The 25,251-nt window shown below is 71.6% G+C and carries 28 protein-coding genes; 17 read left to right on the plus strand and 11 right to left on the minus strand.

Annotated elements, in window-relative coordinates; translation table 11 throughout:
- Positions 1 to 97: 97 nt before the first annotated feature.
- From BJ992_RS16460 to BJ992_RS16470, 3 genes are all read left to right on the plus strand, one after another.
- Entirely contained in the window at positions 98 to 1,225 is a 1,128-nt protein-coding gene (locus tag BJ992_RS16460; protein WP_184981912.1) for a histidine kinase, read from the plus strand.
- Positions 1,222 to 1,887: a response regulator gene (locus tag BJ992_RS16465; protein ID WP_184981914.1), complete on the plus strand. Its 666-nt coding sequence runs from the start codon at positions 1,222 to 1,224 to the stop codon at positions 1,885 to 1,887. Before BJ992_RS16460 ends, BJ992_RS16465 begins: the two co-directional genes overlap by 4 nt.
- A 118-nt stretch (positions 1,888 to 2,005) precedes the next feature.
- The gene (locus BJ992_RS16470; RefSeq protein WP_184981916.1) at positions 2,006 to 2,989 is read left to right on the plus strand and encodes an NAD(P)-dependent alcohol dehydrogenase; all 984 of its coding nucleotides are present in this window, start codon (positions 2,006 to 2,008) and stop codon (positions 2,987 to 2,989) included.
- Between the two features lie 32 nt (positions 2,990 to 3,021).
- Here BJ992_RS16470 and BJ992_RS32900 read toward each other — a convergent pair whose 3' ends face one another.
- The 3 genes from BJ992_RS32900 to BJ992_RS16485 form a co-directional block, all read right to left on the minus strand.
- Positions 3,022 to 3,675, minus strand: coding sequence for a CGNR zinc finger domain-containing protein (locus BJ992_RS32900; RefSeq protein ID WP_184981918.1), 654 nt, complete (start codon positions 3,673 to 3,675; stop codon positions 3,022 to 3,024).
- A gap of 56 nt (positions 3,676 to 3,731) precedes the next feature.
- A complete protein-coding gene (locus BJ992_RS16480) occupies positions 3,732 to 4,937 on the minus strand; it encodes an MFS transporter (RefSeq protein WP_184981920.1) in 1,206 nt (401 codons plus the stop codon).
- A 167-nt stretch (positions 4,938 to 5,104) separates the two neighbouring features.
- Complete coding sequence (locus BJ992_RS16485) at positions 5,105 to 6,343, minus strand: coiled-coil domain-containing protein (protein WP_246496673.1); 1,239 nt, start codon at positions 6,341 to 6,343, stop codon at positions 5,105 to 5,107.
- Positions 6,344 to 6,673: 330 nt separating this feature from the next.
- Between BJ992_RS16485 and BJ992_RS16490 the strand changes: the two genes are divergently transcribed.
- On the plus strand, positions 6,674 to 7,123 hold the full coding sequence (locus BJ992_RS16490; protein ID WP_184981922.1) for a hypothetical protein: 450 nt from the start codon (positions 6,674 to 6,676) through the stop codon (positions 7,121 to 7,123).
- An 82-nt stretch (positions 7,124 to 7,205) separates the two neighbouring features.
- Here the strand turns inward: BJ992_RS16490 and BJ992_RS16495 are convergent, their stop codons facing one another.
- On the minus strand, positions 7,206 to 8,369 hold the full coding sequence (locus tag BJ992_RS16495; protein WP_184981923.1) for an erythromycin esterase family protein: 1,164 nt from the start codon (positions 8,367 to 8,369) through the stop codon (positions 7,206 to 7,208).
- Positions 8,370 to 8,459: 90 nt separating this feature from the next.
- On the opposite strand from BJ992_RS16495, the gene BJ992_RS16500 reads away from it, so the two are divergent.
- Positions 8,460 to 9,188 (plus strand): TioE family transcriptional regulator, encoded by a 729-nt coding sequence (locus BJ992_RS16500; protein ID WP_184981925.1) that lies wholly within the window; start codon positions 8,460 to 8,462, stop codon positions 9,186 to 9,188.
- Here BJ992_RS16500 and BJ992_RS16505 read toward each other — a convergent pair.
- Complete coding sequence (locus BJ992_RS16505) at positions 9,173 to 10,708, minus strand: DUF1349 domain-containing protein (protein ID WP_184981927.1); 1,536 nt, start codon at positions 10,706 to 10,708, stop codon at positions 9,173 to 9,175. The genes BJ992_RS16500 and BJ992_RS16505 overlap by 16 nt on opposite strands.
- A gap of 140 nt (positions 10,709 to 10,848) precedes the next feature.
- On the opposite strand from BJ992_RS16505, the gene BJ992_RS16510 reads away from it, so the two are divergent.
- The 6 genes from BJ992_RS16510 to BJ992_RS16535 all read left to right on the plus strand — a co-directional run bounded on the left by BJ992_RS16510 (position 10,849) and on the right by BJ992_RS16535 (position 17,610).
- Positions 10,849 to 11,511, plus strand: a complete 663-nt coding sequence (locus BJ992_RS16510; protein ID WP_184981929.1) for a response regulator — start codon at positions 10,849 to 10,851, stop codon at positions 11,509 to 11,511.
- A complete protein-coding gene (locus tag BJ992_RS16515) occupies positions 11,508 to 12,614 on the plus strand; it encodes a sensor histidine kinase (protein WP_184981931.1) in 1,107 nt (368 codons plus the stop codon). The genes BJ992_RS16510 and BJ992_RS16515 overlap by 4 nt, the downstream gene beginning before the upstream one ends.
- Before the next feature lie 154 nt (positions 12,615 to 12,768).
- On the plus strand, positions 12,769 to 14,004 hold the full coding sequence (locus tag BJ992_RS16520) for an epoxide hydrolase family protein (RefSeq protein ID WP_184981933.1): 1,236 nt from the start codon (positions 12,769 to 12,771) through the stop codon (positions 14,002 to 14,004).
- A gap of 127 nt (positions 14,005 to 14,131) precedes the next feature.
- Positions 14,132 to 14,485: a hypothetical protein gene (locus BJ992_RS16525; RefSeq protein WP_184981935.1), complete on the plus strand. Its 354-nt coding sequence runs from the start codon at positions 14,132 to 14,134 to the stop codon at positions 14,483 to 14,485.
- 34 nt (positions 14,486 to 14,519) lie between these two features.
- Entirely contained in the window at positions 14,520 to 16,778 is a 2,259-nt protein-coding gene (gene secD, locus BJ992_RS16530) for a protein translocase subunit SecD (RefSeq protein ID WP_184981937.1), read from the plus strand.
- Positions 16,779 to 16,896: 118 nt separating this feature from the next.
- The gene (locus BJ992_RS16535) at positions 16,897 to 17,610 is read left to right on the plus strand and encodes a VOC family protein (protein ID WP_184981939.1); all 714 of its coding nucleotides are present in this window, start codon (positions 16,897 to 16,899) and stop codon (positions 17,608 to 17,610) included.
- Here BJ992_RS16535 and BJ992_RS16540 read toward each other — a convergent pair whose 3' ends face one another.
- A complete protein-coding gene (locus tag BJ992_RS16540) occupies positions 17,611 to 18,432 on the minus strand; it encodes a class I SAM-dependent methyltransferase (RefSeq protein ID WP_184981942.1) in 822 nt (273 codons plus the stop codon). It abuts the gene before it with no gap.
- 52 nt (positions 18,433 to 18,484) lie between these two features.
- On the opposite strand from BJ992_RS16540, the gene BJ992_RS16545 reads away from it, so the two are divergent.
- Positions 18,485 to 19,075: a TetR family transcriptional regulator gene (locus BJ992_RS16545; protein WP_184981944.1), complete on the plus strand. Its 591-nt coding sequence runs from the start codon at positions 18,485 to 18,487 to the stop codon at positions 19,073 to 19,075.
- Positions 19,076 to 19,167: 92 nt separating this feature from the next.
- On the opposite strand, the gene BJ992_RS16550 is transcribed toward BJ992_RS16545, so the two are convergent.
- Both BJ992_RS16550 and BJ992_RS16555 read right to left on the minus strand, forming a co-directional pair.
- Positions 19,168 to 19,746, minus strand: a complete 579-nt coding sequence (locus BJ992_RS16550) for a dienelactone hydrolase family protein (protein WP_184981946.1) — start codon at positions 19,744 to 19,746, stop codon at positions 19,168 to 19,170.
- A 95-nt stretch (positions 19,747 to 19,841) separates the two neighbouring features.
- The gene (locus BJ992_RS16555; RefSeq protein ID WP_184981948.1) at positions 19,842 to 20,411 is read right to left on the minus strand and encodes a TetR/AcrR family transcriptional regulator; all 570 of its coding nucleotides are present in this window, start codon (positions 20,409 to 20,411) and stop codon (positions 19,842 to 19,844) included.
- A gap of 67 nt (positions 20,412 to 20,478) precedes the next feature.
- Between BJ992_RS16555 and BJ992_RS16560 the strand changes: the two genes are divergently transcribed.
- From BJ992_RS16560 to BJ992_RS16570, 3 genes are all read left to right on the plus strand, one after another.
- Entirely contained in the window at positions 20,479 to 20,976 is a 498-nt protein-coding gene (locus BJ992_RS16560; RefSeq protein WP_184981950.1) for an FBP domain-containing protein, read from the plus strand.
- 197 nt (positions 20,977 to 21,173) lie between these two features.
- Positions 21,174 to 21,368, plus strand: coding sequence for a DUF4158 domain-containing protein (locus tag BJ992_RS16565; RefSeq protein ID WP_184981952.1), 195 nt, complete (start codon positions 21,174 to 21,176; stop codon positions 21,366 to 21,368).
- 61 nt (positions 21,369 to 21,429) lie between these two features.
- Positions 21,430 to 21,588 (plus strand): hypothetical protein, encoded by a 159-nt coding sequence (locus tag BJ992_RS16570; protein ID WP_184981954.1) that lies wholly within the window; start codon positions 21,430 to 21,432, stop codon positions 21,586 to 21,588.
- 666 nt (positions 21,589 to 22,254) lie between these two features.
- Here BJ992_RS16570 and BJ992_RS16575 read toward each other — a convergent pair.
- Positions 22,255 to 22,416, minus strand: a complete 162-nt coding sequence (locus BJ992_RS16575; protein WP_184988273.1) for a TrmO family methyltransferase domain-containing protein — start codon at positions 22,414 to 22,416, stop codon at positions 22,255 to 22,257.
- Between the two features lie 84 nt (positions 22,417 to 22,500).
- Between BJ992_RS16575 and BJ992_RS16580 the strand changes: the two genes are divergently transcribed.
- On the plus strand, positions 22,501 to 22,899 hold the full coding sequence (locus BJ992_RS16580; protein ID WP_184981956.1) for an MmcQ/YjbR family DNA-binding protein: 399 nt from the start codon (positions 22,501 to 22,503) through the stop codon (positions 22,897 to 22,899).
- A gap of 128 nt (positions 22,900 to 23,027) precedes the next feature.
- Here the strand turns inward: BJ992_RS16580 and BJ992_RS16585 are convergent, their stop codons facing one another.
- Positions 23,028 to 23,276 (minus strand): S1 family serine peptidase, encoded by a 249-nt coding sequence (locus tag BJ992_RS16585; RefSeq protein WP_184981958.1) that lies wholly within the window; start codon positions 23,274 to 23,276, stop codon positions 23,028 to 23,030.
- Between the two features lie 56 nt (positions 23,277 to 23,332).
- Entirely contained in the window at positions 23,333 to 24,097 is a 765-nt protein-coding gene (locus BJ992_RS16590) for a DinB family protein (RefSeq protein WP_184981960.1), read from the minus strand.
- A 337-nt stretch (positions 24,098 to 24,434) separates the two neighbouring features.
- On the opposite strand from BJ992_RS16590, the gene BJ992_RS16595 reads away from it, so the two are divergent.
- Positions 24,435 to 25,240 (plus strand): IS5 family transposase gene (locus BJ992_RS16595; RefSeq protein ID WP_425503720.1). Its coding sequence is split into 2 segments (ribosomal slippage): positions 24,435 to 24,783 and positions 24,783 to 25,240, totalling 807 coding nucleotides; the frame shifts between segments, so codons are not numbered across the junction.
- Positions 25,241 to 25,251: the final 11 nt, after the last annotated feature.

Consider the following 25,251-nt stretch of genomic DNA (forward strand, 5'->3'; position numbering starts at 1 on the left):
CTCTGTCTGACCGCGCCGGCCGTCACGCCGCCAGGAGTTCTGGAAAGCAGTACTTTGTCCCGGTACGCAGGGGGTCGGCGTTCCGTACCATGATGGCGTGCGCGGCCTCCTGCGTTCCCTGTGGGACGAACCTCCTCCCCCCGATCCGCCGCGACGGGTGTGGCGGGACTGGGCTCTTGTGGCGGTGCTCGTCCCGGTCGCGCTGATCGAGGGTGCCGTACGGCCCGACATGCCGCACCGCGTCCTCGCGGTGGCCGTCACCATCGCGCTGATCCCCACGCTGCTGTGGCGCCGCACCCGGCCCCTGACGGTCATACTGATCGTCTTCGCGTCCTCCAGCGTCGTCCCGCTCCTGGCGGGAGGCGACAACGTCAGCACCAACACCCAGGCGTACCTGCTGCTGGTGGTGTACGCGCTGTTCCGGTGGGGGTCGGGAGCCCAGGCCGTGACCGGGCTCGGCGTCATGCTCGTCTCGGTCGCGCTGTCGGTCGTCTCCGGCCGGCTCACCGCCCCCGACCTCGGCGGCGTGCTGGCCGCCATGGCCGCCTGCGGCGCGTCCGGGGTGGCCCTGCGGTACCGCGCCAGAGCACGGACCCGCGAGATCGACCAGGTCAAGCTGCTGGAACGCGAGCAGCTCGCACGCGACCTGCACGACACCGTGGCCCACCACGTCTCGGCGATGGCGATCCGCGCGCAGGCGGGCCTGGCGACATCGCAGTCCCGGCCCGAGGCCGCGGCCGACGCGCTGCGGGTCATCGAGGCCGAGGCGGCCCGCGCGCTGGACGAGATGCGCGCCATGGTCCGCGTGCTGCGCCGCGACCAGCCGGCCGACCTGACCCCCGGCCGGAGCCTCGCCGACCTGCGCGACCTCGCCGGACAGAGCCGCGACGGGCCGGCCGTCGAGGTCGAGATAGCCCCGGGCCTTGAGGACCTGCCGCCGTCGCTGTCGGCGGCGATCTACCGCCTGGCCCAGGAGTCGATCACCAACGCGCGCAGGCACGCACGGCACGCCACCCGCGTCCAGGTCCGCGTCACCGCCGACGACACCGCGGTACGGCTGCACGTCGGCGACGACGGCGACGGCGGCCCGGCCACGTCCACCGGCGGCTACGGCCTGGTCGGCATGCGGGAACGCGCCGCGCTGCTCGGCGGCACCTGCGAGGCGGGCCCGGCCGAGGGCCGCGGCTGGCACGTCACCGCCGTGCTGCCGCGGGTGGCGGCATGACGATCCGGGTGCTGGTCGCCGACGACCAGGAGATCGTCCGCACGGGCCTCGCGATGATCCTCGACGCGCAACCCGGCATCGAGGTGGCCGGCCAGGCCGCCGACGGCCGGCGCGCCGTCGAGCTGGCCCGCCGCCTGCGGCCCGACGTGTGCCTGTTCGACATCCGCATGCCGGGCCTGGACGGCATCGCCGCCACCCGCGCGCTCGCCGGCCCCGGCGTCGAGAACCCGCTGGCCGTCGTCGTGATCACCACGTTCGACCTGGACGAGTACGTCTACGCCGCGCTGCGGGCCGGCGCACGGGGGTTCCTGCTGAAGAACGCCGGCGCGGCCCTGCTGTCGCAGGCCGTGCACGCCGCCGCCGAAGGCGACGCGCTCATCGCCCCGAGCGTCACCGCGCGTCTGCTCGGCACCTTCGCGCGCACCGGCCCGTCGGCGTCGGCGGCCGTCCCGGTGGAGCAGCTCACCCACCGGGAGGAGGAGATCCTCGCCGCCGTGGCACGCGGCCTCACCAACAACGAGATCGCCGACGAGCTGTTCATCACGCTCAGCACCGTCAAGACCCACATCGCGAGCCTCATGGCCAAGCTCGGCGCGCGCAACCGGGTCGAGGTCGCCATGTGGGCCTACCAGACCGGCCGCGTGGGGGACGGCCGCGGCTGACCGGCCGTCCGGCGGCCGGTCAGGCGTACTTTCGGCCGATGAGCACCACGGGGGTGCCTTTCTAACCTCGACGTCATCAGGCCCGGCGAGCAGGGCCCGACCCCACGAGGAGTCCACGATGAAGGCGTTCGTCCTGCCGTCCTTCGGCTCACCCGACAAGCTGACCCTCACCGACGTCCCCGTCCCCGTCCCCGGCGATTCGCAGGTGCTGGTCCGGGTGCACGCCACGTCGGTCAACCCCTACGACTGGCACCACATGCGCGGCGAGCCGTACGTCGCGCGCCTGATGGGGGGCTTCCCGCTGCGTCGGCCGAAGTTCGCCGTCCTCGGCGCCGACGTGGCCGGCGTGGTGGAGGCCATCGGCAAGGACGTCACCGGGTTCTCCCCCGGTGACGAGGTGTACGCGCTGGCCGAGAGCGGCGGCTTCGGCGAGTACGCCTGTGTCGAGGCGAGCGAACTGGCGCACAAGCCGGAGAACCTGTCGTTCGAACAGGCCGCGTCGGTGCCGTTGGCCGGCGGCACCGCGCTGCTCGCCGTGCGTGACGTCGGCCGCGTGCGGCCGGGGCACAAGGTCCTGGTCAACGGGGCCTCCGGCGGGGTCGGCACGTTCGCGGTGCAGCTGGCCAGGGCCATGGGGGCCGAGGTCACCGGGGTGTGCGGCCCGCGCAACGTGGACCTGGTGCGGTCCATCGGCGCCGACCACGTCATCGACTACACCGAACAGGACTTCACCCAGGCCGGCCGCCGGTACGACGTGGTCATCGGCATCGCAGGGAACCGCATGCTGCCGTCGTGCCGCCGGGCCCTGACCCCGGACGGCACCTACGTGATCGTCGGCGGCGACGGCGGCCGCTGGCTGCAGCCCGTGGGGTACACGTTTTTCTCGCTGGCGCTCGGCGCGCTGGTGTCCCAGCGGGTCGGCCTGGTCGAGGTGATCGGCTGTCCCACCACCAAGGCCAACCTGGACACGCTGACCGATTACGTCACCGACGGCAGGGTCACCCCGGTCATCGACCGCGTCTACCCCTTCGAGGAGATCCCCGACGCCGTCCGCTACGTCGAGCAGGGCCATGTCCCCGGCAAGGTCGTCGTCAAGATCTGATCGGCGGCCAGGCGCGGTGGCGCCGGCCTCGGTCACGCGCCGGTGCGCGCGGCGCGGCGGCGTTCGGTGAGGCGGCGGGCCTTGGCGCTGGTGCCGCAGTCGGCCATGCTGCACCAGCGGCGCGAGCCGTTGCGGCTGTGGTCCAGGAAGAGCCAGTCGCAGCCGCCGTCGGCCACGGGACAGCGGCGCACCCGGGTGAGGTCGGCGGTCCGCAGCACGTCGAGCGCGGCTTCGGCGACCCGGTCGGGGATCAGCATCGCCGGTACCGTGCCGTAGGTGAGGCGCACCCCGGGACGGTCGCCGCCGCCGAGCACCAGCGCCGCGCGTCCGGCCGCTCCGGCCCACCGCTCGTGCAGCCTGACCAGCGCCGCCCCGGTGGCGACCGGGTCAGCGGGGGCTTCGCCGCCGGGGACCAGAGCGAACATCACCAGGCGCAGGGACTCGCGGACGTCCCGTACGGCGGCCAGTCCCGCCTCGGCGGCCACGGGATCGTCGCGCCACACCTGACCGGCGCGACCGGCCTCGTCGCCGTCGATCAGGCCGGCCGCGACCGTCCAGCCCAGCAACGCGGCGGGGCCGGACAGGTGGTCGTGCGGCGGCGCGCCGTCGCGCGGTTCGACGGTGTTGACCAGATCGAACGCCGGGTGTCCGCCGACCAGGGGAAGCTGCCACACGTCGGGTCGCATGACGTGCATGCTACCCCCTAAAGTACTTATGTCGGTTGCGAAATGCGCGCGACCGGTCACCTGGTCCCGGCGTGCCCCAACCGCGGCGAGGCGACGGTGGCCGCTCTGCTGGAGAAGGCGGGTTCGGCCAGCATGACGGCGAACGCCACCAGGCTGAGCAGGGCCCCGGCCAGCACCGTGCCGCCTGGCCCCGCGAGAGGCAGCAGCACGCCGCCGAGGAACGCGCCGGCGGTGATGCCGACGTTGAACGCCGTGGACATCCCGGCGCTCGCCATGTCCGACGTGCCGGGAGCGTGCGTCAGGACCCGCGACCCGAGGACCGCGGTCAGGCCCGACATCGTGAAGCCCGACAGCGCGACGGCGGCGACGGTCGCGACCGGGGAGCCGCCGAGCAGGTACTGCGCGGCGAGCGCCAGCGCCTGCAGGCCGGTCAGCCCCGCCATGGTGTGCCAGGCGTGCCGGTCGGCCAGGTAGCCGGCCACCACCACGCCGGCCACCCCCGCGACGCCGCGCGCCAGCAGCAGCGGGCCGATCGACGACTCGGCGAACCCGCTGACCTCGGTCAGGAACGGGCCGATGTAGGTGAACGCCGCGAACGCGCCGGTGACCGCCGTCGCCGTGCCGGCCACGATCACCAGGTACCGGCCGCGATCGGGTGCGCTGCCCCGGTCCGCCGCGCCGCGACCCGCCGGCGTGCCGGGCAGCACCGCCGCGACCACGGCGAGCACCACCAGCCCGAGCCCCCCGAGCACGAGGAACACCGTCCGCCACCCGGCCTGCTGCCCGAGCCACGTACCGGCCGGCACCCCGGCGACCGCGGCGCTGGAGGCCCCCGCGTACAGGACGGCCATGGCCTTCCCGCGCACTTCAGGACGGAACAGTCCCGCCGCGGCCGGCGTCACCACGGCCCAGAACACCGCCTGGCTCAGCGCCGTCACCATCCGCGCACCCATGAGCAGCCAGTAGTCCCCCGCCACGGCCGACAGGCACGTCGCCAGCGCGAACACCCCGAGCAGCACGCAGAGCAGCCGCCGCCGGGGTATCCGCCGGGTCATCCGCGTCAGCGGAAGCGTCACCACCACGACCACCAGCCCGTACCCGGTGACCAGCAGCCCGACCGCCGACGCGCTGGTCCCGAGGTCCCGCGCCATCAGCGGCAGCAGGCCGATCGGCAGCGACTCGGTCGTCACGTAGAGGAACGCCGCCAAGGCCAGCGCGATCAGCGCGACGATCGCCGGTCTGCTCCCGAACCGTTCTGGCATGCCGCCTCCTCGGCGGTGACGACCACCGTGGCTCCGTTGGTGGACGGCTCCGCCGTATCCGTCGTGAGTCTTCCTGTCCTTGACAGGAAACTAGACCGCATTTTGCTACCGGTCAATCCTGTTTAGGTGGTAGCTCCTTCGCTGGGAGGGCCGATCCGCTGGACTCGTCACGGCTCCCGTGGCGTGGCGGCGGCGTTGAGTTCGGCGGTGACGGCGCGTTCTCGCAAGGCGGCGGACTCCTCGCGCAAGGTCGTGACCTGAGCGCGCAGGTCCTCGACCCGTGCGCGTTCGACCTCCAGCAGCGCGGCGAGGCGGTCACGGTCGGCGGCCGCGGCCTGTTCACCCCGGCGGGCCTCGGCGATCCGCTCCTCGGCCTCGGCTCCGGCGGCACGCACCAGATCGCCGGCCTGCCGTTCGGCCTGCTCGGCGCGGCGGGCCGCACCGGCCGCCTGCTCGGCGGACTGCGCGGCTTCGGCGGTGGAGCGGGCCGCGAGCGCCAGCGCGTCGGCGCGCGCCTGCTCGGCGGCCTCGGCGCGGTCGTGCGCGCGGCCGCGTTCGGCTTCGGCGGCCTGGGCCCGCGCGATGGCGGCGGCCGCCGCCTGCTCGGCCTCGGCTCTGGCGCGCCGTGACATCTCGGCGTCGGTGCGCGCGGTGTCGCGCTCGGCGGCGGCCCGTCCGGCCCGCCGGCCGGCGTCCTCCGCCTCGGCGCGCGCCTCGCGGACCTGCGCCGCGGCCCGTTCCTCACGTTCGCCGGCGCGCCGTACCGCCTGGTCACGCTCGGTCTCCGCGGCGCGGGCCCGGCGTCCGGCCTCCTCGGCGGCCTGGCGGGAACGCCGTTCGGTGGCCGCGGCCTCCCGCAGCGCCGCCAGTGCCTGCTCGCGCGCGGTCTCGGCGTCCCCGAGCGCGGTGTCACGCTCGGCCAGCGCCTCGTCCATGCGCGTGCGCATCTGCTCACGCTCCCTGCGCGCGTGCTCGGTGGCCTCCCTGGCCAGCCGCACCTGCTCGAACGCCTGCTCACGCTCGGTACGCGCGATGGCCACCCGCGTGTGCGCCTCGGCCTGCACCGCGCTGACCCTGGCCTCCACCCCCGCCGGGCTCAGCTCCTGCGCCAGCACCTGCGCCAGCGGCGCCACCGCGGCCGCCAGCCCCTTCTCCATGCGCTCGTACAGCTCCTCGGCCCGCGCCAGCGCGCCTTCCAGCCCCGGCGTGGCCCGGCGCATCTCCCGTTCCTTCTTGGCCGCCGCCTGGCAGTCCTTCTCCAGGCAGTACTCCCGCGGCCTCCCCCTCCCCCCGCTTCGCCCGATCATCGCCCCGCAGTGCCGGCACACCAGCACCCTGGCACTTCCGTCCCCGGCCGCACCGGGGCTCTCGCCGCCTGTACTGGTGTCCCGCTCGTCCGTCGTCACGATCACCTACTCTAGCGATTTTCTAATTTCCAGAAATCAATAATCGAAAAAGGTGATCCGTTGCGCGTCCACCAGGCTTAGCAACTCACGGGAATGGAACTTCCCGCAAGTTATCTGCGACGGACGTGAGACCTCATCGACGGACGCGCGCACCGGCCGCGTGAGGGCCGTCCGGTCGGCCTGGTCCGTGCGCTCCGGTCCCGCGCTTCACCGCCGGAAGATCCATCCCGGGGAACTGAGGTATCCGGCCACCGGTCTCACCGGCCTGAGGCAGGATCGCTCCTACGACCCCCACCTGTCCGGCTGACCCGCGCCACTGGAGAACTCGTCATGACCACGCCTGAGCACAGCACGACCTGGCACGACGCTCGCTACGACATGCCTGTCAGCCGGCAACTCGAGCGCTACAACGAGCTGGCCGCCAAGGACGCCTCGGCCCGCGCACGCGTCGAGCTGGTGGAACGCGGGGTCTACGACCCGGCCAGGCACGGAGCCGACGACCGTCCTCCGCTCACCGTGGCCGAGCACATCGAGCTGCTGGCGCTGGCGGAGAGCATCGCGCGCACCGTGCGCCACCCCTCCAACGTCCACCACGCACTGCTCGCCGGCGTCACCTGGGCCGACATCGCACGCATCATGGCCACCGACGAACCGACCGTCCGGCGCGCCTACCGGCAGTGGGCCGACGACCAGTACGACATCCACCGCCACTTCCCCGACCGCGGCCTGACCGCCGACGAGCACGCCGCAGCCACCGCCAGAGCCGCGAACGGCGGTTGAGACCTCCGGCGCACGCATCGGCCCGGTGGCTTGGCTCGTGAACCGGCCAGGTCGGCTCCTGATCACGACGAGGGCTCTCGTCTCAAGCGGGCCGGCCTCCCACGGCCCGCTTGAGGAAGACGAGACCGTCGATCAGAGCGAGATGAGCGGGGTCGAGGGGGAAATAGGCGAAATCGTCGGTCGTACGCGGTGGGGTTTCGGGGAGGAGCTCGGCCAGGTGGGGGGTGTCGACCAGGGAGTGGTCCCATGGGAGTGCGGAGAGCATGCCCTCGATGGTGCCGGTCGGCGGGGTGTCGTCGCCGAGTGTGCCGAAAGCGGAGGCGAGGAAGGCGTAGCGGTCGCCGAGGTGGGTCGCGGTGATCGCTCCGGCACCCCACCAGTCGAGGGTCAGGTCGCCGAAGGACATGGCGCTCTTGTCGCGCTGCAGGTGCAGGTTGTGGCCGAAGACCAGTGCCGGGCCGTGTCCGGCGATCGCGCGCAGGTTGGCGGCCATCATCGCGTCCCGCAGCGCCGACAGCCGTGACACCCGCACCGGGGAGGTGTCGGCCATCCAGTGGTGGTAGCGGAGCAGGCCGGTCGCGGTGCGGCCGTACAGGGTGGCGCGGTCCCGGTCGTGCGCGTCGAGCCGCGGTAGCTGCGTGTCGAGCAGTGCCACCAGGTCGTCGGTGATCAGCCGCAGTCGCTCGGCGTCGGCGGACCGGCCGATCGACCGCGACGGGTCCATGACGGTCGCCTCGTCCGACCACCGGTCGTCCGGGCCGAGCAGCGTGCCGAGCGTCTCCCTGGTACAGGGCAGGGGTCCGTCCAGGAGGTCGTACAGCCCGGTGATCGCCTGGCGGGGGCTCGCGGCCCAGTACTCCAGCGGGCCGTCGAACCCGAAGAACCTGAGCTTGGCGTCGTGGTCCTCGTTGTACGCGCGCATCCAGCGCACGAGCTCGCGGTTGGCCGGCCACGTGCCGAAACGGTGGCTGAAACCGCGTTCCATGACGTCGTCGAGCGTTCCTTCGCCGGTCGTGACGTAGTCGTCCACCACCAGGCCCATGAGACAGTCGCTCTCGACGGCGAACGACCGGTATCCCTCATGCTCGACCAGATGGCGGAAGACCTCGTTGCGCACCTCCCCCAGCTCGTCCACGAAGTGCCTGGCCTCACCCAGGCCGAGCAGCAGGGGCCTGGCGGGACGAGAGCGCAGGAACGCCGAGATCCCTGGACCGTCGAGCGGCCGTGCCGTGTCCTTGATGTCCATACCTTCAACCGTAGCTTTGAACCACCGGTGTAGGCTTGGCCGACGAAATCCCGCTCCGGTGGCGACGGACCCTCAAAGGGTGGTGCACTCATGAGACCGGTGGACCTGGCGCGCGAGCACGGCCTGTCCACCCAGGCGATCAGGAACTACGAGGACGCCGGCATCCTCCCCGCCGCCGAGCGGACCTTCCACGGCTACCGCGTCTACACGGCGACGCACGCGCAGGCCCTGCGCGCGTTCCTCTCCCTGGTGCCCGGCCACGGTCACCAGACCGCCACCTCGATCATGCAGGCGGTCAACCGTGGCGCCATCGACGACGCGCTGCGGCTCATCGACGACAGCCACGGCCGGCTCCTCGACGACCGCCGCACCCTGCAGGCCGTCGACGCCGCGCTCCGCGACCTGGCCCCCGTGCCGCAGGAACGCGGCGACACGTTCATCGGCCCGCTGGCGCGACGGCTCGGCCTGCGGCCCGCCACCTTGCGCAAGTGGGAGAACGCCGGCCTGGTCCAGCCGCGCCGTGACCCGCGCACCGGTTACCGCGTCTACAGCGCGGCGGACGTCCGCGACGTCCGGCTGGCGCACCAGCTCAGACGCGGCGGCTACCTGCTGGACCAGATCGCCCCCCTGATCGCTCAGGTCCGCGCCGCCGGTGGCGTGGCGCCGCTGGAGTCCACCTTGCGCGACTGGCAGGCCCGCCTGTCGGCCCGGGGCCGCGCCATGCTCCAGGGTGCCGCCGACCTGCACGCCTACCTTGGTGTCCGCCAACCGTGTGCGGAGGCGGCCGGAGCGCGGTCACGTGCCTACGACTGCACCTGACGCGACGTCTTCCTGTGGTGCACGGCCGTCGCCACCGCGAGGCAGACGGCGGCGTATCCGCAGGTCACCGCCAACCCTCCCCATGGCGGCAGGGGATAGTACCCCCCGAGCAGCGACGAGCCGACGTCCACGTGCGCGAACGTGGGGACGCTCTGCGTGATCGCGAACCCGGCGGCAGGAGTGACCACCAGCAGCCACGGCGCGATGCCCGCCGACGCCGGGAACCAGGGCACGACGACCAGCGCCACAGCCAGACCGGCGGCGACGACACTCCGTCTCACCAGCGCGGCCAGACCCAGAGCCAGTACGGCGGCGGCCGCGGTCAGCGCCGCGTACCCGGCGACCACCCGGAACCCGGTGAGCAGGGTGATCGGCTGGATCGGGTTCTGGTTGGCGCGCAGCAGCGCCAGGCCGGTGGGGACCACGATCCCCGAGGTCACCAGCCCCGCCGCGAACGCGACCGCGCCGATCACCACGGCCTGGGCCGCCGTCCGCCGCGCCGGATGCGACCCCGCCGGCGAACCGGTGCCGGTCCCCGCGGGCCGATGGCCGGCCGTGACGAACGTCACCGCCGCCACGAGCACCGGGATCAACCCCACGGCGCCGCCGATCAGCGTGAGATCGGCCCGCATACCACCTTCCATCGTGGCGGGCCCGATGTCACCGCTGCCGGTCACCACGAACCTGCCGCCGGACGCCACGACCCCGCCGGGGTGGTGCGGGGTCCTGCCGTCGGCCTCCATGACGGCCCCGACGTCGTCATGCCGCCACAAGCCACCGGCGCCTTGTACCGTGACCTGGTCGAAGGTGGCGGTGACCTGCGCGAAGGCCTGTGCCCTCTCCCACAGCACGCCTGGCGATGTGGCGAACAGCCCGATCTCGGCCGTGTCCGGCAGCCCCGGCAGCTCGACCGTGCCGACCTCGGCCCACGTCCTGCCGTCGCCGGACTCGTAGCCGCTGACGGTGTCGCCGGACCTGGTCAGCCGCAGCCACGTCGGGCCGTCACCCGGACCGCCGGCCCTGTCGTGGACGTAGTTGTCCTGCATCCGCACGCCGTGGCCGCCGGTGAGCATGACGGCGGCGTACGGTGTGCCGGGCTTGAGACTGTGCCGGACGATGAGCCCGGCCTTGGCCCACGGCACCATCCCCTTGGCGATGTTCCGCTCCCCGGGGACGACATCCGGCATCCGCATCTCACCGGTCATGTCCGACACGCGGGCCGTGATGCTTCCGTTCCCCGTGAGCGGCTGGTGCACGAAGAAGTACTTGTCCCGCACCGCCGTGCCGTCGGGTCCCCGCAACGGCGCGGGACAGGGACCCTCGCCTTTCCCCGTCGCACACGTACTGCGGACCCCTCCGGCGACCAGCAGGCCGAGCGACACGGTGACCAGCACGGACGCCGCCATGGCGAACGTCCAGCCGCGCGCGGAACGGAACCTGGCCCACTCCTCACGCAGGGATCGGCGGAAATCGTCTCGTCCGGCCCGCGGGCCGGATCGGTCAGCCGTAGTTGAACTCATGCCGACCCGTTGTACGCGGCCCCGGGTTCCCACCCGGTCGCGGCCGGTGCGACCCGGCCGGAACCCGGGGTCTGGCATCGTGGACGCATGGCTCCTCGACCCGCCGGACGGTCCGGCACGACGACCGGCGGCGGCCGGCGGTGAGGGTCCTCGTCGTCGAGGACTTCGAGATCCTCGCCCGCTCCATCGGCACCGGGCTGCGCCGCGAAGGCATGGCCGTCGACGTCGTCCTGGACGGGACCGCCGCCGTCGACCGGCTCGCCGTCACCCGGTACGACGTGGTGATCCTCGACCGCGACCTGCCGGGGGTGCACGGCGACGAGATCTGCCGGCGCCTCGCCGGCGGCCGCTGCCCGAGCCGCGTACTGATGCTCACCGCCTCCGGCACGATCGAGGACCGCGTCGACGGGCTGAGCCTCGGCGCCGACGACTACCTCCCCAAGCCCTTCGCGTTCGCCGAACTGGTCGCCCGCGTCCGTGCCCTGGCCCGCCGCGCCACCCCTCCCCTGCCGCCTGTCTTGGCGTACGGGGACATCACCCTCGATCCGGCCCGCCGCGTCGCGTCCCGGGCCGGCCGGCGCCTCGAACTGAGCCCCAGGGAGTTCGCGCTGCTCGAATGCCTGCTCGGCGTGCCGGGCCGGGTCGTCTCCAGTGAGGAACTGCTGGAACGCGTCTGGGACGAGGCCGCCGACCCCTTCACCAGCGCGGTCAAGCACGCGGTGCACCGGCTGCGCGGCAAGCTCGGCGACCCGCCGGTGATCGAGACCGTCCGCGAAGGCGGCTACCGCATCGGACCGTCATGACCTCCCGGCGGTTCGCCAGAAGGTCCCTGCGCAAGCGGCTCGCGCTCGCCTACGCGGCAGGCGTGTACGCCGCCGGCGTGCTGGTGCTCATGGTCGTCGACCTTCCGCTCGCCACCGTCCAGGTGACCAGGCCCGCGGTCCTGCCCGCACCGAGCGTGGTCGCCGGGCCCGCACCCGCACCCGGGATCAGCCTGCCTCAGCTCCTCACCGGCTCCGCCGTCGCACTGGTCCTGCTCATCCCCCTCTCCCTGGCGCTCGGCTGGTACGTCGCCGGCCGGTTCCTGTACCCGCTGCGCACCATCACCGCCACCGCCACCAGCATCTCCGCCGGAAACCTCCACCGCCGCCTGGACCTCGGCGAGCCCACGGACGAGCTGACCGAGCTCGGCCACACCCTCGACGATTTGTTCGCGCGCCTGCAGGCGTCCTTCGACGCGCAACGCCACTTCGTCGCCAACGCCTCCCACGAGCTGCGCACCCCGCTCGCCGGCCTGCGCACCCTCCTCGAAGTGGCCCTGGCCGACCCCGACGCCGGCACCGCCACCCTGCGAGCGGCCTGCCAGGAGGCCCTGGCCCTCGGCGACCACCAGGAACGGCTCGTCCAGGCACTGCTCACCCTCGCGACCAGCGAACGCGGCGTCACCCGCCGCGACACCCTCGACCTCGCCGGCGTCACCGAGACGGTGCTCGCCACACGCCGCGGCCAGGCGGCCAAAGCCGGCGTCGGCCTCACCTGCCACCTGGCACCGGCGACCACCACCGGCGACCCGCGTCTGGTCGAAAGCCTCGTCGCCAACCTCATCGACAACGCCATCCGCCACAACCACGCGGACGGCCACGTGCGGATCACCACCGTGTCCTCAGGCACGCAGGCGGTCCTCACCGTCGCCAACAGCGGCCCCGTCATCCCCGAGGACCAGGTCGAGCGCCTCTTCCACCCCTTCCAGAAGCTGCCGGCCGGCCGCAGCGGCACAGCCGGCGGTCACGGCCTCGGCCTCGCCATCGTCGACGCCGTCGCCAAGGCCCACCACGCCACCCTCACCGCCGCAGCACCCCCAGAAGGCGGCCTGTCCGTCACCGTGCGCTTCGCGTCGCCGGGGTGAGGCGGGAACTCACCGATGACGGTGCCGGTGCGCGTTGCTCCGCGGCGTCGAGCGCGGGATGGATGGTGATCAGCGGCAGCGCGTCCCGACCGGGTGCGTCCGAGGCGGTGTACCGATCCATGACGGCCTCGATGACGGGAGAATAATCGACGTCATGACCAGCCCACAGGCCTTCCCCCTGGAGCCCACCCCGATCCATGTGCCGGACGAGGTCCTCGACGACCTGCGCGCACGGCTCGCGTCGACCCGTGCGCCACTGGACGAGGGGAACGAGGACTGGTCCTACGGCGTACCGGCCGGCTACATGCGTGATCTGGTCGCCTACTGGCGGGACGGCTACGACTGGCGCAAGTCCGAGGCCGCGATGAACACCTACGAGCACTACCGGACGACGGTCGCCGGGGTCCCGGTGCACTTCATGCGCAAGCCCGGCCGCGGCCCGGACCCGATCCCGCTGATCCTCACCCACGGCTGGCCGTGGACGTTCTGGCACTGGTCGAAGGTGATCGACCCGCTCGCCGACCCGGCCGCGTCCGGCGGTGACCCCGCCGACGCGTTCGACGTCATCGTGCCGTCCCTGCCGGGCTTCGGCTTCCCCGGTCCGCTCACCGGCTTCCCCGACGTCAACTTCTGGAAGGTGTCCGACCTCTGGCACACCCTGATGACCGAGACCCTGGGGTATGAGAAGTACGCCGCCGGAGGCTGCGACATCGGCGGGATCGTCTCCAGCCAGCTCGGCCACAAGTACGCCGACGAGCTGTACGGCATCCACATCGGCTCCGGCCTGCCGCTGGACTTCTTCACCGGCCCCCGCGCGTGGGACTTCGCCAGGAACCGGCCGCTCACCGATGACCAGCCGGCCGACGTCCGCGCTCGGATCATCGAGTTCGACCACCGTCATGCGGTGCACCTCGCCGTGCACATGCTCGACGGCGCCACCCTGGCGCACGGCCTGAGCGACTCACCCGCCGGACTGCTCGCCTGGCTGCTGGAACGCTGGACCGCCTGGAGCGACAACGGCGGCGACGTCGAGTCCGTCTTCACCAAGGACGACCTGCTCACCCACGCCACGATCTACTGGGTGAACAACTCCATCGCCACGTCGATGCGGTACTACGCCAACGCCAACCGCCACCCCTGGACCCCCTCCCACGACCGCACCCCGGTCGTGCGGGCCCCCGTCGGCATCACCTTCGTCACGTACGAGAACCCGCCGGGCATCCACACCGCCGCCGAGCGCGTCCAGGCGTTCATGAGCGGCCCGCAGGCCGCGTGGTTCAACCACGTCAACGTCAACGCGCACGACCACGGCGGCCACTTCATCCCCTGGGAGAACCCCGGCGCCTGGGTGACCGACCTGCGCCGCACCTTCCGCGACCGCAGACCCTGAACGACCGCGCCTCGGTGGTGGTGAACGAGACGACCGGCGGGACGGCGGCCAGGTCCTGACCGGACGCGTCCGCGCCGTGGCCGGGGTACGGTGGCGGCAAGAACCGCTCGACCAGCCAGGAGGAGACGTGCGCAGCAGGCTGCCCGCCTTCCTGGCCGTCCTGTTGTCGGCCTTCCTGCTGGGGCCCGGACCCGGCGGCGTCCACCTGGCCGCCGCACAAACCGGACCCGCTGTCACGGCGGAATCGGCTGTCGCCTGGGCCGGGCCCGTCCTGCACGCCGGTCACGACGCGGCCCACTCCCGGCCGCACCTCGCCGCCGGGTCGCCGGCGGCACCTCTGCCGCCGGCGGTGCTGCCGTCCACCGGACGGACGGCCGCGGGCATCCGGCCTCTCACCACCGCCGGCGAGCCCTACGTCCCCACGCCGGGACCGGCCGCGCGCCGGGCTCCGGCACGAGGACCACCCTCCACGACGCGCTGACGTCCTTTTTCTTCGACAGCCCGTGGAGGCTTTCATGTCCCGTGCGCCGTTGTGGCGCGCGGTGGCGGCATTCGTCATGGTCGCCACCGCACTGTTCCTGATCTTCAGTATGTCGCCGCGCCTGGGTCTGGACCTGCGTGGCGGCACCCAGCTCGTCTTCGAGACCCGCGACTCCCCCACCGCCAGGGCCGACGCCGAGGCCACCGACCGTGCCCTGGACGTCCTGCGGCGGCGCGCCGACGCGCTCGGCGTGGTGGACCCCACATTGCTGCGTTCCGGTGAGCGGCGCATCATCGTCGAGCTCCCCGGCGTGCTCGACCCCCGCCAGGCCGCCGCCGTCATCGGCAAGACCGCTCAGCTCGCGTTCCACCCCGTGCTCGGCCCGGCCGGCGCTTCCGGCGCCTCCGGGACGGTCCTGGCCGACGAGTCGGGGCAGCGCCTGCGGCTCGGCCCGGTCGCGATCGCCGGGGACGGGGTGAGCGACGCCGCCGCGCGCAACGACCCGCAGCAGGGGGCCGGGTGGTTCGTCACCGTCGATTTCCGCGACGCCGGCGCCTGGCGGCGGCTGACCGGCGACGCCGCGTGTCACGACCCCGGTGACCCTCGGCGGCGTGTCGCCATCGTCCTCGACGACGAGATCATCTCCTCGCCTCAGGTCGACGTGGACACCCCCTGCCAGGCCGGCATGCCCGGCGGATCCACCCAGATCACCGGCTCGTTCACCTACCAGCAGGCGCAGGACCTCGCCGTACTGATCAAGGGGGGTTCCCTGCCGGTTCCCCTCAGCCTCATCGAGCAGCGCACCGTCGGCCCCACCCTCGGCGCGCAGGCCATCGAGGCCAGCGCCAAGGCAGGCATCGCCGGCGTGCTGCTCACCGCGCTGTTCATCACCGTCGTCTACCGGTTGGCGGGGTTGACGGCCATCATCGCACTGGCGGCCTACGGACTCATCTCCTACGCCGCGCTGCTCGCGCTCGGCGCGACCCTCACCCTGCCGGGCCTGGCGGGATTCGTCCTGGCCATCGGCATGGCGGTCGACGCCAACGTGCTGGTGTTCGAACGGGCCCGCGAGGAGTACGGCCGGGCTCCGCGCCGTGGCCTGCGGGCCGCGCTCGACCGCGGCTTCGCCAACGCCTGGAGCGCCATCGCCGACTCCACCATCACCACACTCCTGGCCGCCGGTCTGCTGTTCTGGCTGGCCTCGGGGCCGGTGCGCGGGTTCGGCGTGACGCTGGCCATCGGCGTCCTCGCCTCGCTCGCGTCCGCCATGCTCATCACCCGCGTCCTGACCCACCTTCTGCTCACCGGCAGGGCCGGGCCGCGGCTGACCCGGTGGTCGGGGCTGACGTCGCGGGGCCGGGTCCGGGACTGGATCACGCGGCGGGAACCGCGCCTGATGAACCGGCGCAGGCGATGGCTGGCCGGTGCCGCCACCCTGGTGGCCGTGGCCGTCGCCGGACTGGTCCTGCACGGGCTGAACTTCGGCGTCGAGTTCACCGGTGGCCGCATGATCGAGTTCACCGCGGCGCAGCCGGTGAACGCCGAAGCGGCACGGCAGGCGGTGACCGAGGCCGGTCACCCGTCCGCCACCGTGCAGGCCACCGGCACCAGCGTGTCGGTGCGGGCCGGCCAGATCAGCGCCGACGAGGTCGCCGGTCTGGAGCAGGCGCTCGACGCGCGGCTCGGCGAGGTGACCAAGCAGCGCGACGAACTCATCGGCCCGAGCCTCGGTGACGAGCTGCGCCGCAACGCGCTGATCGCGCTCGCCGTGGCGCTGGCGGCACAGCTGACCTACCTGGCGTTCCGGTTCCGGTGGACGTTCGGCACCGCCGCCGTGGTCGCGCTCGTCGTGGACACCCTCGCGGTGATCGGCTTGTTCGCCTGGCTCGGCAAGCCCGTCGACGGAGTCTTCCTGGCCGCCGTGCTGACCGTCATCGGCTACTCCATCAACGACAAGGTGGTGGTCTTCGACCGTGTCCGCGAACTGTGGCAGGCCCGGCCGCAGGCAAGGTTCCCCGACGTGGTGAACACCGCGATCCTGCAGACCGTGCCACGTACCGTCAACACCGGTCTCGGCGCGCTTTTCATCCTCGGCGCGCTGGCCGTCTTCGGCGGCGACAGCCTGCGTGACTTCGCCATCGCGCTCATCGCCGGCATCGTGATCGGCACCGCGTCCTCCTCGTTCGTCGCCGGACCGGTGGCGATCGAGCTGGAACGCCACAGCCGGCGACCCCCACCCGAGCCTCCCGCGCCGCGCCGGCGCACCCGGCAAGGCACAGGCGCGGTCCTGTGATTCAGGGCAGACAGGGAAAAGCGTTGGCGTCGCCGTCCGGCGGCGGGCTAGCGTGACCCCGGTCAGGCCCCGGCGTGGCCTGGTCCGCGCCGGTACGTCAGCGGATCGGAGACACGCCATGCCTTCCCAGCTCATCGCCCTGTGCTTCGACGCGAACGACCCCCAGGGGCTCGCACGGTTCTGGGCCGGGGTCCTCGGCTGGACGACGGCCGATCCGGCCGGCGGTTTCGTGCTCCAGCCGGACGACGACACCGGGTTCCAGCTCCGGTTCCTCCCGTCGGAGGAGAAGAAGACCCGGCCGAACCAGGCCCACTTCGACCTGACCAGCACGTCCCTTGAGGACCAGCGGCGGACGGTCGCCAGAGCGCTGGAGCTCGGTGCGCGGCACATCGACATCGGGCAGGGGCCGGATGTCGATCATGTGGTGCTCGCCGACCCCGAGGGGAACGAGTTCTGCGTCATCGGGCCGGACAACAAGTTCCTCGCCGAGTGCGGGTTCGTCGGGGCCCTCGCGAGCGACGGCACGCAGGAGGTCGGGTACTTCTGGAGCGAGGCGCTCGGCTGGCCGCTGGTCTGGGACCAGGACCAGGAGACCGCGATCCGTTCCCCGCACGGCGGACCGAAGATCACCTGGGGTGGTCCGCCGGTGGCGGAGAAGATCGGCAGGAACCGGCTGCACTTCGATCTCGCCCCGCCTGCCGGCGGCGACCAGCAGGCGGAGGCGGATCGCCTGGTGTCCCTCGGCGCGACGCGGGCCGGCACCGGACGGGACGGCCGGGTGCTGATGACCGATCCGGACGGGAACGAGTTCTGCCTGCTGACCCCCAGGTAGTCAGCCGAGGCGTGCCGCGGTGAGGACCTGCGTGGTGTAACGCATCGTGAAGCCGCCTCCGGCCGCGTCCACGGCGGCGCCGAGGCCGGTGAGCACCTCACGCAAGGTGTCCTGCGGGAGCCGGGTGTGGAAGCCGGTGGTGGGGATCATGTCGAGCCACTCGTCGCGGGTGTAGGGCCGTTCCCACTCGAACCGCCACTCCTGCGGGTCGTGGAACGCGGCCGTCTGCCGGATGCCGTCGGCCGCCTTGGTGTTGAGGATTTCGTACCCCCCGGTGGCGGACACGACGCCGCCGGGGGTCGCGCCGCCGGCCATCGGGGAGTCCGGCAGCACCCGGCGGTACACCTCGGCGACGGCCTCGCCGAGGTCAGGCGGCAGGTGCGAGACGTTCCAGAACGCCGCGAACAGCCCGCCGGGACGCAGCACGCGTGCCGCTCGGTCCGCTCCGGTGACCGGGTCGACCCAGTGCCAGGCCTGCGCGGCGACGACCGCGTCGAACATGCGGCCGGCGGGGTCCCAGGTCTCGAACGTCGCGACCTCGGCCTCGACGCCGGCGCGCCTGGCGAGGTCCGCCATCCGCGCGTCGGGGTCCACGCCGAGCACCCGGCAGCCGGCTGCCTGGAACTGCCTGGCGGCGATGCCGGTGCCGCACCCGACGTCGAGCACGTCGGTCCCCGGCGCGGCGGCCACGACGCGGTCCACCAGAGCGGCCGGATAGTCGGGACGTGCACGGTCGTAGCGTTCGGCGTCGGTGCCGAACGACTCGGCGATCTGCCTCGCCTGGTGGGATTCCTGCGGAAGCGGGTCCGGTAAAGTGGGCATGTGCCCACCTTAGTGGGCGACTGCCCACTCGTCGACCAGAAGGAACATGCCGGTGCCGACTGGGGTGGCCATCCGGGACGTACGCGAGCAGTTGTTCGCCGCGGCCGAGCGGATCCTGCGCAGGGACGGCCCGAGCGCGCTGACCAGCCGGGCCGTCACCACCGAGGCGGGCTGCGCCAAAGGTGTGCTGCACCGGCACTTCGCCGATTTCGACGCCTTCCTCACCGAGCTCGTGCTGGACCGCATCGCGCGGATCGAGGCGCAGGCGGCGGCCCTGTGCGACGTCGCGGGGACGGGGACCGTCACCGGCAACCTGGCCGGCGCGCTGACGGAGGTGTTCGGCACGGTCGCCGTGGCCGTCGTCAGCCTCATCACCTCGCGTGACGAACTGCGTGCGCGACTGCGTGCGGTCCGGCCGTCCGGCGTGCCGGTCCTGGCGGAGGCCACCGCCATGATCGCCACCTACCTCACCGCCGAGCGCGATCTCGGCCGCCTCACCCCGCATGCCGACATCGCCACCCTCGCCCCCACCCTCATCGGCGCCGGCCACCTGCTGTTCGCCGACCGCACGAGCACCCCGCCGGAGCCCGGGGCCGTCGTCAAGGTCGTGGCCGGGGTCGTCGCCGGCGTACTGCCGGAGTGACGCCTGCCGGAGTGACGCGGAGGTGACAGCCCCTGCGCGGCCGGCGGGGTCTTTCCCCGGACGGCCCCGTCGGCGTGCCTCGTGCCGTACCGCTAGCCGACGCCGTCGAGGAAGGCGAGCACACGGCGGGTGAGCAGCGTGGCGGCGGCCTCGTCGTACGCGGGCAGGCTCGGATCGGTGAACAGGTGACGGTCCCCCGGGTACAGGAACAGCTCGGCGGCCGGAGCCGTGCGGACCAGCTCACGGGCCGCGTCGATGTCTCCTTCACCGGCGAAGGACGGATCGTTCTCCATGCCGTGGATCTGCACCGGCACCTCCTCGGGCCACGTGCCGCCGAACTCCGAGACCGGTATGCACGACTCGAGCAGCAGCGCGCCTTTGGCCCCGGCCCGGGTCTGGGCCAGCATCTGCGCCGGCAGCACCCCCATGGAGAACCCCGCGTAGACCAGCCCCGCCGGCAGGTCCTCCGCGACCGCGCCGCCCCGCTTGATGATCGTGTCGAACCCGAGGCTCCGGACATGGGCCAGGCCCGCGTCGCGGGACGTGAAGGTCCGGCCCTCGTACAGGTCGGGGACGTGCACGGTGTGACCGGCCTGCCTGAGCCGCTCGGCGAAGCCGCGCACACCGGACGTCAGCCCGAGCACGTGGTGGAACAGCAACACCTCTGCCATGTCTCAGCTTCCCTTCCGCCGGAGGACCTGGAGCGTCCCCACGCGACGAGGATGCCGCACGGCCCCGACATTCCGGCGAGCGGCCCTGTGATGACTCAGCTGTCCGGCCAGTTCCTGAGGGCCACGTCGAGAGCGTCCAGGGTTCGTGACCACGACACGTCGGCCCCGCGCGGGTGACGGCGGAAACCCCCCGCCGCCTCCAGGCTCACATACCCGTGGAACGTGGAGTGGAGCATGCGTATCGCGTCCGTCCGGCCGGGCTCCGGCAGCCCGTAGCCGTGCAGGATGGCCCGCGTCATGTCCGAGTGCCGCCGCGCCGCCGTGGCGTCCACCGTCTCCAGGCCGAGCTCGCTCTGCGCCGCCGCGTACCGGCCGGGGTGCTCCCTGGCGTAGTCGCGGTAGGCGTTGGCGAAGGCCACCAGCGCGTCCTTCCCCGCACGACCGGCGAGCGCCGCGCCGGCCCGGTCGGCGAGCTCGGCCAGCGCCAGCGAGGCCACCCTGCTCCGGAGATCGCGCGCGTCCCTGACGTGGGAGTACAGCGCGGCGGGCTTGACCCCGAACCTGCGCGCCAGCGCCGACAGGGTCACGTTGGGAAAGCCGATCTCGTCGGCCAGCTCGGCCGCCGCCAGGGTCAGCCGTTCCGCGGTCACTCCCGCACGCGCCATGGATCACCTTCCTTACAGCCTTTAAGTATTTGCATACTAGCCTTAAGAAAAGCTAGCTTCACTTCTCATGAGACCCGTGACCGACAAAGACATCCGCGCGTCGTTCGTCAACTGCTCCAAGGGTGAGGCCAAGCGCCTCGACCTCCCGAGGGATCTGGCCGACCGTCCCTGGGACGACCTGGACTTCCTCGGCTGGCGAGATCCCGGCGCCCCCGACCGCGCCTACCTGGTCGCCGAGCGCGACGACACGCTCGTCGGGATCGCGCTGCGCGTCACCTCCGGCGCGTCACGCAACTTCACCAACCGCAGCATGTGCTCGCTCTGCCTGACCACCCACACCAGCGGCGGCGTGGCCCTGATGACCGCACGCCGCACCGGCGAGCCCGGCCGCCAGGGCAACACCGTCGGCCAGTACCTGTGCACCGACCTCGCCTGCTCCCTCTACACCCGCGGCAAGCGGAAGGCACCCGGCGCCGAGATCGTCGAGGAGTCCCTCACCGTGGCGGACAAGGTGGCCCGCACCCGCTCCCACCTGTTCTCCTTCGTGGACAAGGTGACCGCCTGACCCCGAAAGCCCCGGCCGGCGGCGGTCAGGTGGAGGCTCCCCGCCGGGACGGTTCCGGTGGACGTATCGTCCCTGGCAGGGCTCCGTTCGGCCTACGAGGAGGCTGAGTGCAGAAATCAGCGGTAGAGAGTTGATCTTCGTACCGGTTCGGTGACAGCGTCTGTTTGGGCAGGTAGCGGGGTTCGCGTTCCTGGGCCATGCCGTTCGAATTCCTCTCCGACGAACAGATCGCCCGCTATGGCCGTTTCCCTGAAGAGCCCTCCGCCGCAGAGCTCGAGCAGTTCTTCCGGCTGGATCGCAGTGCATGGGATGCGCTGGCGTCCCAACGGCGTAAGGAATGCCTGGTGTCGCTGGCGGAGGTCGGGGTTGAGGAACAGCGGTACAGCCATTAGCGGTGAGAATGATCTTCATCGGCTTCGTCGTGTTGGCGGAGCATCCGCAGGACGGTCGCGGGTGAGGGATGTCGGCCCTTCTTTTGCCCTTGGTGATGACGAGTTCGGCCGCGATCTCGCGCAGGCTGAGGTTCTTCTCGCGCAGGTGGAGGGCCAGGGAGAGCATGGCGTCGTCGGTGACGGTGGCGCCGCCGATGGTCTGGCCGCGGGTACGGGCTGACTCGTGGCCTTCCAGGGTGCGGTCGCGGATGTACTCGCGTTCCATCCCGGAAAGCGCGGCGAGCACGGTGAACACGATCCCGGACGGGTCGTGGTTGCCCTGAAGTTCGCCGGTGAGGAATTCCAGGGCGACGCCATAGGACTATGAGCTGCTCGGCGAGCTCAGCCAGGGCCAGTCCGCGTCCGAGGCGCTTGTGCTCGTGGACCACTAGCGTGACACCGAGGCTGGCGGCCCGCAGCTCCCGCGCGAACTCCACCGCACGGTCGAGCTCGTGACGACTGACGGCGCGGGGTTGAGATCTTCTCGGAGAAGATCTTCGTCACGCCCGCGGCGGTGAGAGAGTCGAGCTGGGTGTCGAGCGACTGTCGGGCTGTGGACGCGCGCGCGTACCCGATCCGGACGTGCCCGCTCAGCTCGGCCCCGGAGCTTGCGGGGCGGGGCAGTTCGACCCACGGAGTGCCCGGCTTGCGGATCGGCGGGGTGACAACCGTCAGGGCCTTGGCGAGCGAGGGGACGAGCCGGAACCGGGCGGTGTGGCATGAGAACTGTTTCATGTGTGCTCGTCTATGAAACGTCCGCCGGGATCGACCGGAAGTGATCTCGCGGGCCCAGCCTTCAGCCGACCGGTTCTGTGGGACGAGATCTTCCGGGACCCGCGATCCAGTTTTAGTAGTACTGATGCATCAGGTTGGTTGCCCAGGGGGCTTGCCGTGCCTCGTCCTGCGGCGCGAACTCGCGGATGTACGGTTTGATGTCCAGCACCGGCGTGCCATCCAGGGCGTCAAGATCGGCCACGTGAAGCGCGCGCCCAGGCCCCGATTGTCCTATGACGTCGGCGCGGCCCCGCCAACCCCGGAGACTCTGATGTGCTGATGTCCTACCCGGCGGGCAGGATGGGCGCGGGAGGTATGGATGAGTGACATCGCGGACGTTCCACCCGCCGTTGTGGGCCGGCTCCGGGTGATCTGCGGGGAGCTGCCCGAGGCGTACGAGGAGCCGGCGTGGATCGGCTTGCGGTGGCGGATTCGCCGGCGGACGTTCCTGCACGTCTACACCACCGACGTGAGGGGGTCGGCGTACATCGATATGGACGATCCGGCCATCCTGATGACCTTCCGGGCGCCGCCCGGGGAGTTGGCCGCGCTGGCGCATGCCGGCCATCCGTTCTTCCGGGCCGACTGGGGTGTGAACGTCGTGGGAATGGTGCTGGACGACGAGACGGACTGGGTCGAGGTTGCCGAGCTGGTGACGGACAGCTATCGCGTGCAGGCGCCCCGCCGCCTCGCGTTCCGGCCGAAGGCAGGGGGATGAACCGCCGGCTGCCTCCCCACGTTGCCGCTTATCCAGGTTCGGTGCTGAGAAACACTCCTATTCACGGTGGGATAGGTCGGTTGCCGCACTGGCCAGAGATATTTCAGGAGTCGATTCCGATGACGACATCACCCAGTGCCGCATGCTCGAGCCGTCTGGCCGGATTTGCGGGTGCAGTTCATTCCGGGCGTGATCGGCTTCACGAACTGGTGGATGCCTTCGCAGGTCCACCTCGGCGTGACATCGAGGAAGACCTCGCGTCGTTCGTTGGGGAAGCCCGCATTGCTCGTCTTTCCGTAACCGGTCGTGACTACCTCGCCGGTCGGCACCGCGCCCTGGCTGGGCAGTGCGGGTGCGATGAGGGGCTCCGGCAGCAAGATGGGCTGGTCAAGCGCAGGATCGCGAGATCGCCGTCCGTTGCCGGGACGCGCCTTCACTCGGTTCGGGCACCGGCCTCGAGCACGGTGAGGTCGCGGACCGCATACCGGTGATGCTCGGCTTCTTCCTTGGACACCACTGTGAGGCAGCGGCGCACGACGTACTCCTTGTCCGGGTAGGGGTCGGCCGGCTTGCGACCACATACCCGGTCGAGCTCGGCCTCGGTGAGCTCGTCGACGACCCGGCGTATTGTGGCCATGCGGGCGAGCCGCGGCGCGAGTACCTCGTCGAGCGTCGGGGTGGCATCGAGGGTGAGCCCGAGCTTCGCCGATGCTTCGGCCGGTATCCCGCCGCCAGGAAGGCCCAACGGGTGGTACGGCGCGTCCTCCTCGAGCACGGCGTTGCCGATCCAGGCATCGCTGGCCATCAGCAGATGCCGATGCGTCTCGACGAACGACCACTCGCCGTCGACCTGCTCGTGCAGCTTCGCCTCGGGTAGGCGCCTGGCGCGGTCGAGCGTCTCCTCCCATTGCTTCTCGATGGCATCCCAAGCGGCCCGGTATTCGGCGGCGGACGTGGCCTCACGGGCCAGCACCCGGTTGGGATGCAGCCGGTCGAGCTCGGCCTCGACGTAGGCGGTCACATCGACGTCGTTGACAACGACACGCTCGAAGCCGCCACCGAGGGAGACGTTGCCCCCATAGCAGTCCACGATCTTCAGGCTGGTGACGTCGCAATCGCGAATCTCGAGGCCGGAGAGGTCGCTCAGGTGGATACGGGCACCACGGAACTGGTCACTTTGGGTGTACTCAGCAGGCATTGGGACAGTTTCCCGTATCCGTCCCGCCCGTGCGAGTGAATGGCACAACGTGAGGGTTGCGTGTTGCGTCCGGGTGGGGGAGCGCGGGATCGAGCATCTTGGCGAGCGCTCGACGATCGATCTTGCACGCACGGTTGAGGGGGTCGGAGTGATTTGGAACGAAATCCCGATCCTGGACAAGGTCGGACGGGGTCGCCATGATCACGCATTTGGCGGCTCGGCGCATGCCTCTTACTTACGACCCCTCATGGGCGGGTTTAAGAGCTCCTAACAGAATGATCTTTGTTGTGCTTTGATCTCTCGCTGTAGCCGAGTGAGAGGACCACGGGTGGCCAAGCTGAAGCCGTGGGAGGTCAGCGACGAGTTGTGGGCGGTGATCGAGCCGCTGTTGCCTCAGCGTCAGCGCCGGTTCCGGCATCCGGGGCGTAAGCGGCTGGATGATCGGCTGGCGTTGCAGGGCATCTTGTTCGTGCTGCACACCGGGATCGCCTGGGAACACCTGCCTCAGGAACTGGGCTTCGGCTCGGGCATGACCTGCTGGCGGCGCCTGGCCGAGTGGAACGCCTCCGGCGTCTGGCAGCGGCTGCACGAAGTGCTGCTCGATCGGCTGCGCGCCGCTGACGCGCTCGACCTCTCCCGCGCCGCGGTGGATTCCTCGCAGATCAGGGCGTTAAAAGGGGGCCGCAGACCGGCCCGTCCCCGGTCGACCGAGGGCGAGCCGGCAGCAAGCACCATCTGATCACCGATGCAGGCGGCGTCCCGCTGGCCGTCATCTTGACCGGCGCCAACCGCAATGATGTCACCCAGCTTCGCCCGCTGCTGGACGCCATCCCCAAAGTCCGTGGCAAGCGCGGGCGCCCCCGGCAACGCCCCGATGCGGTACTCGCCGACCGCGGCTACGACCACGACAAGTACCGCCGCCTGGTCCGCGAGCTGCAGATCCGCCCGCTGATCGCCCGACGCGGCACCGAGCATGGCTCCGGCCTGGGCAAACAACGGTGGGTCGTCGAGCAGACCTTCGCCCTGCTGCACGCCTTCCGGCGCTTGCGCATCCGCTGGGAGATCCGCGCCGACATCCACGAAGCCTTCCTCAAGCTCGCCTGCGCACTCATCTGCTGGCGACGCCTCGCCTCATTGCGTTAGGTGCTCTAAGC

It is taken from the genome of Sphaerisporangium rubeum (assembly GCF_014207705.1).
Taxonomy (GTDB): Bacteria; Actinomycetota; Actinomycetes; order Streptosporangiales; family Streptosporangiaceae; genus Sphaerisporangium; species Sphaerisporangium rubeum.

Bases quoted from the DNA above. Each gene is read 5' to 3' on its own strand.
- BJ992_RS16465 (WP_184981914.1), top strand. From the start codon at position 1,222: ATGACGATCCGGGTGCTGGTCGCCGACGACCAGGAGATCGTCCGCACG.
- BJ992_RS16470 (WP_184981916.1), top strand. From the start codon at position 2,006: ATGAAGGCGTTCGTCCTGCCGTCCTTCGGCTCACCCGACAAGCTGACC.
- BJ992_RS32900 (WP_184981918.1), bottom strand. From the start codon at position 3,675: ATGCGACCCGACGTGTGGCAGCTTCCCCTGGTCGGCGGACACCCGGCG.
- BJ992_RS16480 (WP_184981920.1), bottom strand. From the start codon at position 4,937: ATGCCAGAACGGTTCGGGAGCAGACCGGCGATCGTCGCGCTGATCGCG.
- BJ992_RS16490 (WP_184981922.1), top strand. From the start codon at position 6,674: ATGACCACGCCTGAGCACAGCACGACCTGGCACGACGCTCGCTACGAC.
- BJ992_RS16495 (WP_184981923.1), bottom strand. From the start codon at position 8,369: ATGGACATCAAGGACACGGCACGGCCGCTCGACGGTCCAGGGATCTCG.
- BJ992_RS16500 (WP_184981925.1), top strand. From the start codon at position 8,460: ATGAGACCGGTGGACCTGGCGCGCGAGCACGGCCTGTCCACCCAGGCG.
- BJ992_RS16505 (WP_184981927.1), bottom strand. From the start codon at position 10,708: ATGAGTTCAACTACGGCTGACCGATCCGGCCCGCGGGCCGGACGAGAC.
- BJ992_RS16515 (WP_184981931.1), top strand. From the start codon at position 11,508: ATGACCTCCCGGCGGTTCGCCAGAAGGTCCCTGCGCAAGCGGCTCGCG.
- BJ992_RS16520 (WP_184981933.1), top strand. From the start codon at position 12,769: ATGACCAGCCCACAGGCCTTCCCCCTGGAGCCCACCCCGATCCATGTG.
- secD (WP_184981937.1), top strand. From the start codon at position 14,520: ATGTCCCGTGCGCCGTTGTGGCGCGCGGTGGCGGCATTCGTCATGGTC.
- BJ992_RS16535 (WP_184981939.1), top strand. From the start codon at position 16,897: ATGCCTTCCCAGCTCATCGCCCTGTGCTTCGACGCGAACGACCCCCAG.
- BJ992_RS16540 (WP_184981942.1), bottom strand. From the start codon at position 18,432: ATGCCCACTTTACCGGACCCGCTTCCGCAGGAATCCCACCAGGCGAGG.
- BJ992_RS16550 (WP_184981946.1), bottom strand. From the start codon at position 19,746: ATGGCAGAGGTGTTGCTGTTCCACCACGTGCTCGGGCTGACGTCCGGT.
- BJ992_RS16555 (WP_184981948.1), bottom strand. From the start codon at position 20,411: ATGGCGCGTGCGGGAGTGACCGCGGAACGGCTGACCCTGGCGGCGGCC.
- BJ992_RS16560 (WP_184981950.1), top strand. From the start codon at position 20,479: ATGAGACCCGTGACCGACAAAGACATCCGCGCGTCGTTCGTCAACTGC.
- BJ992_RS16565 (WP_184981952.1), top strand. From the start codon at position 21,174: ATGCCGTTCGAATTCCTCTCCGACGAACAGATCGCCCGCTATGGCCGT.
- BJ992_RS16580 (WP_184981956.1), top strand. From the start codon at position 22,501: ATGAGTGACATCGCGGACGTTCCACCCGCCGTTGTGGGCCGGCTCCGG.
- BJ992_RS16590 (WP_184981960.1), bottom strand. From the start codon at position 24,097: ATGCCTGCTGAGTACACCCAAAGTGACCAGTTCCGTGGTGCCCGTATC.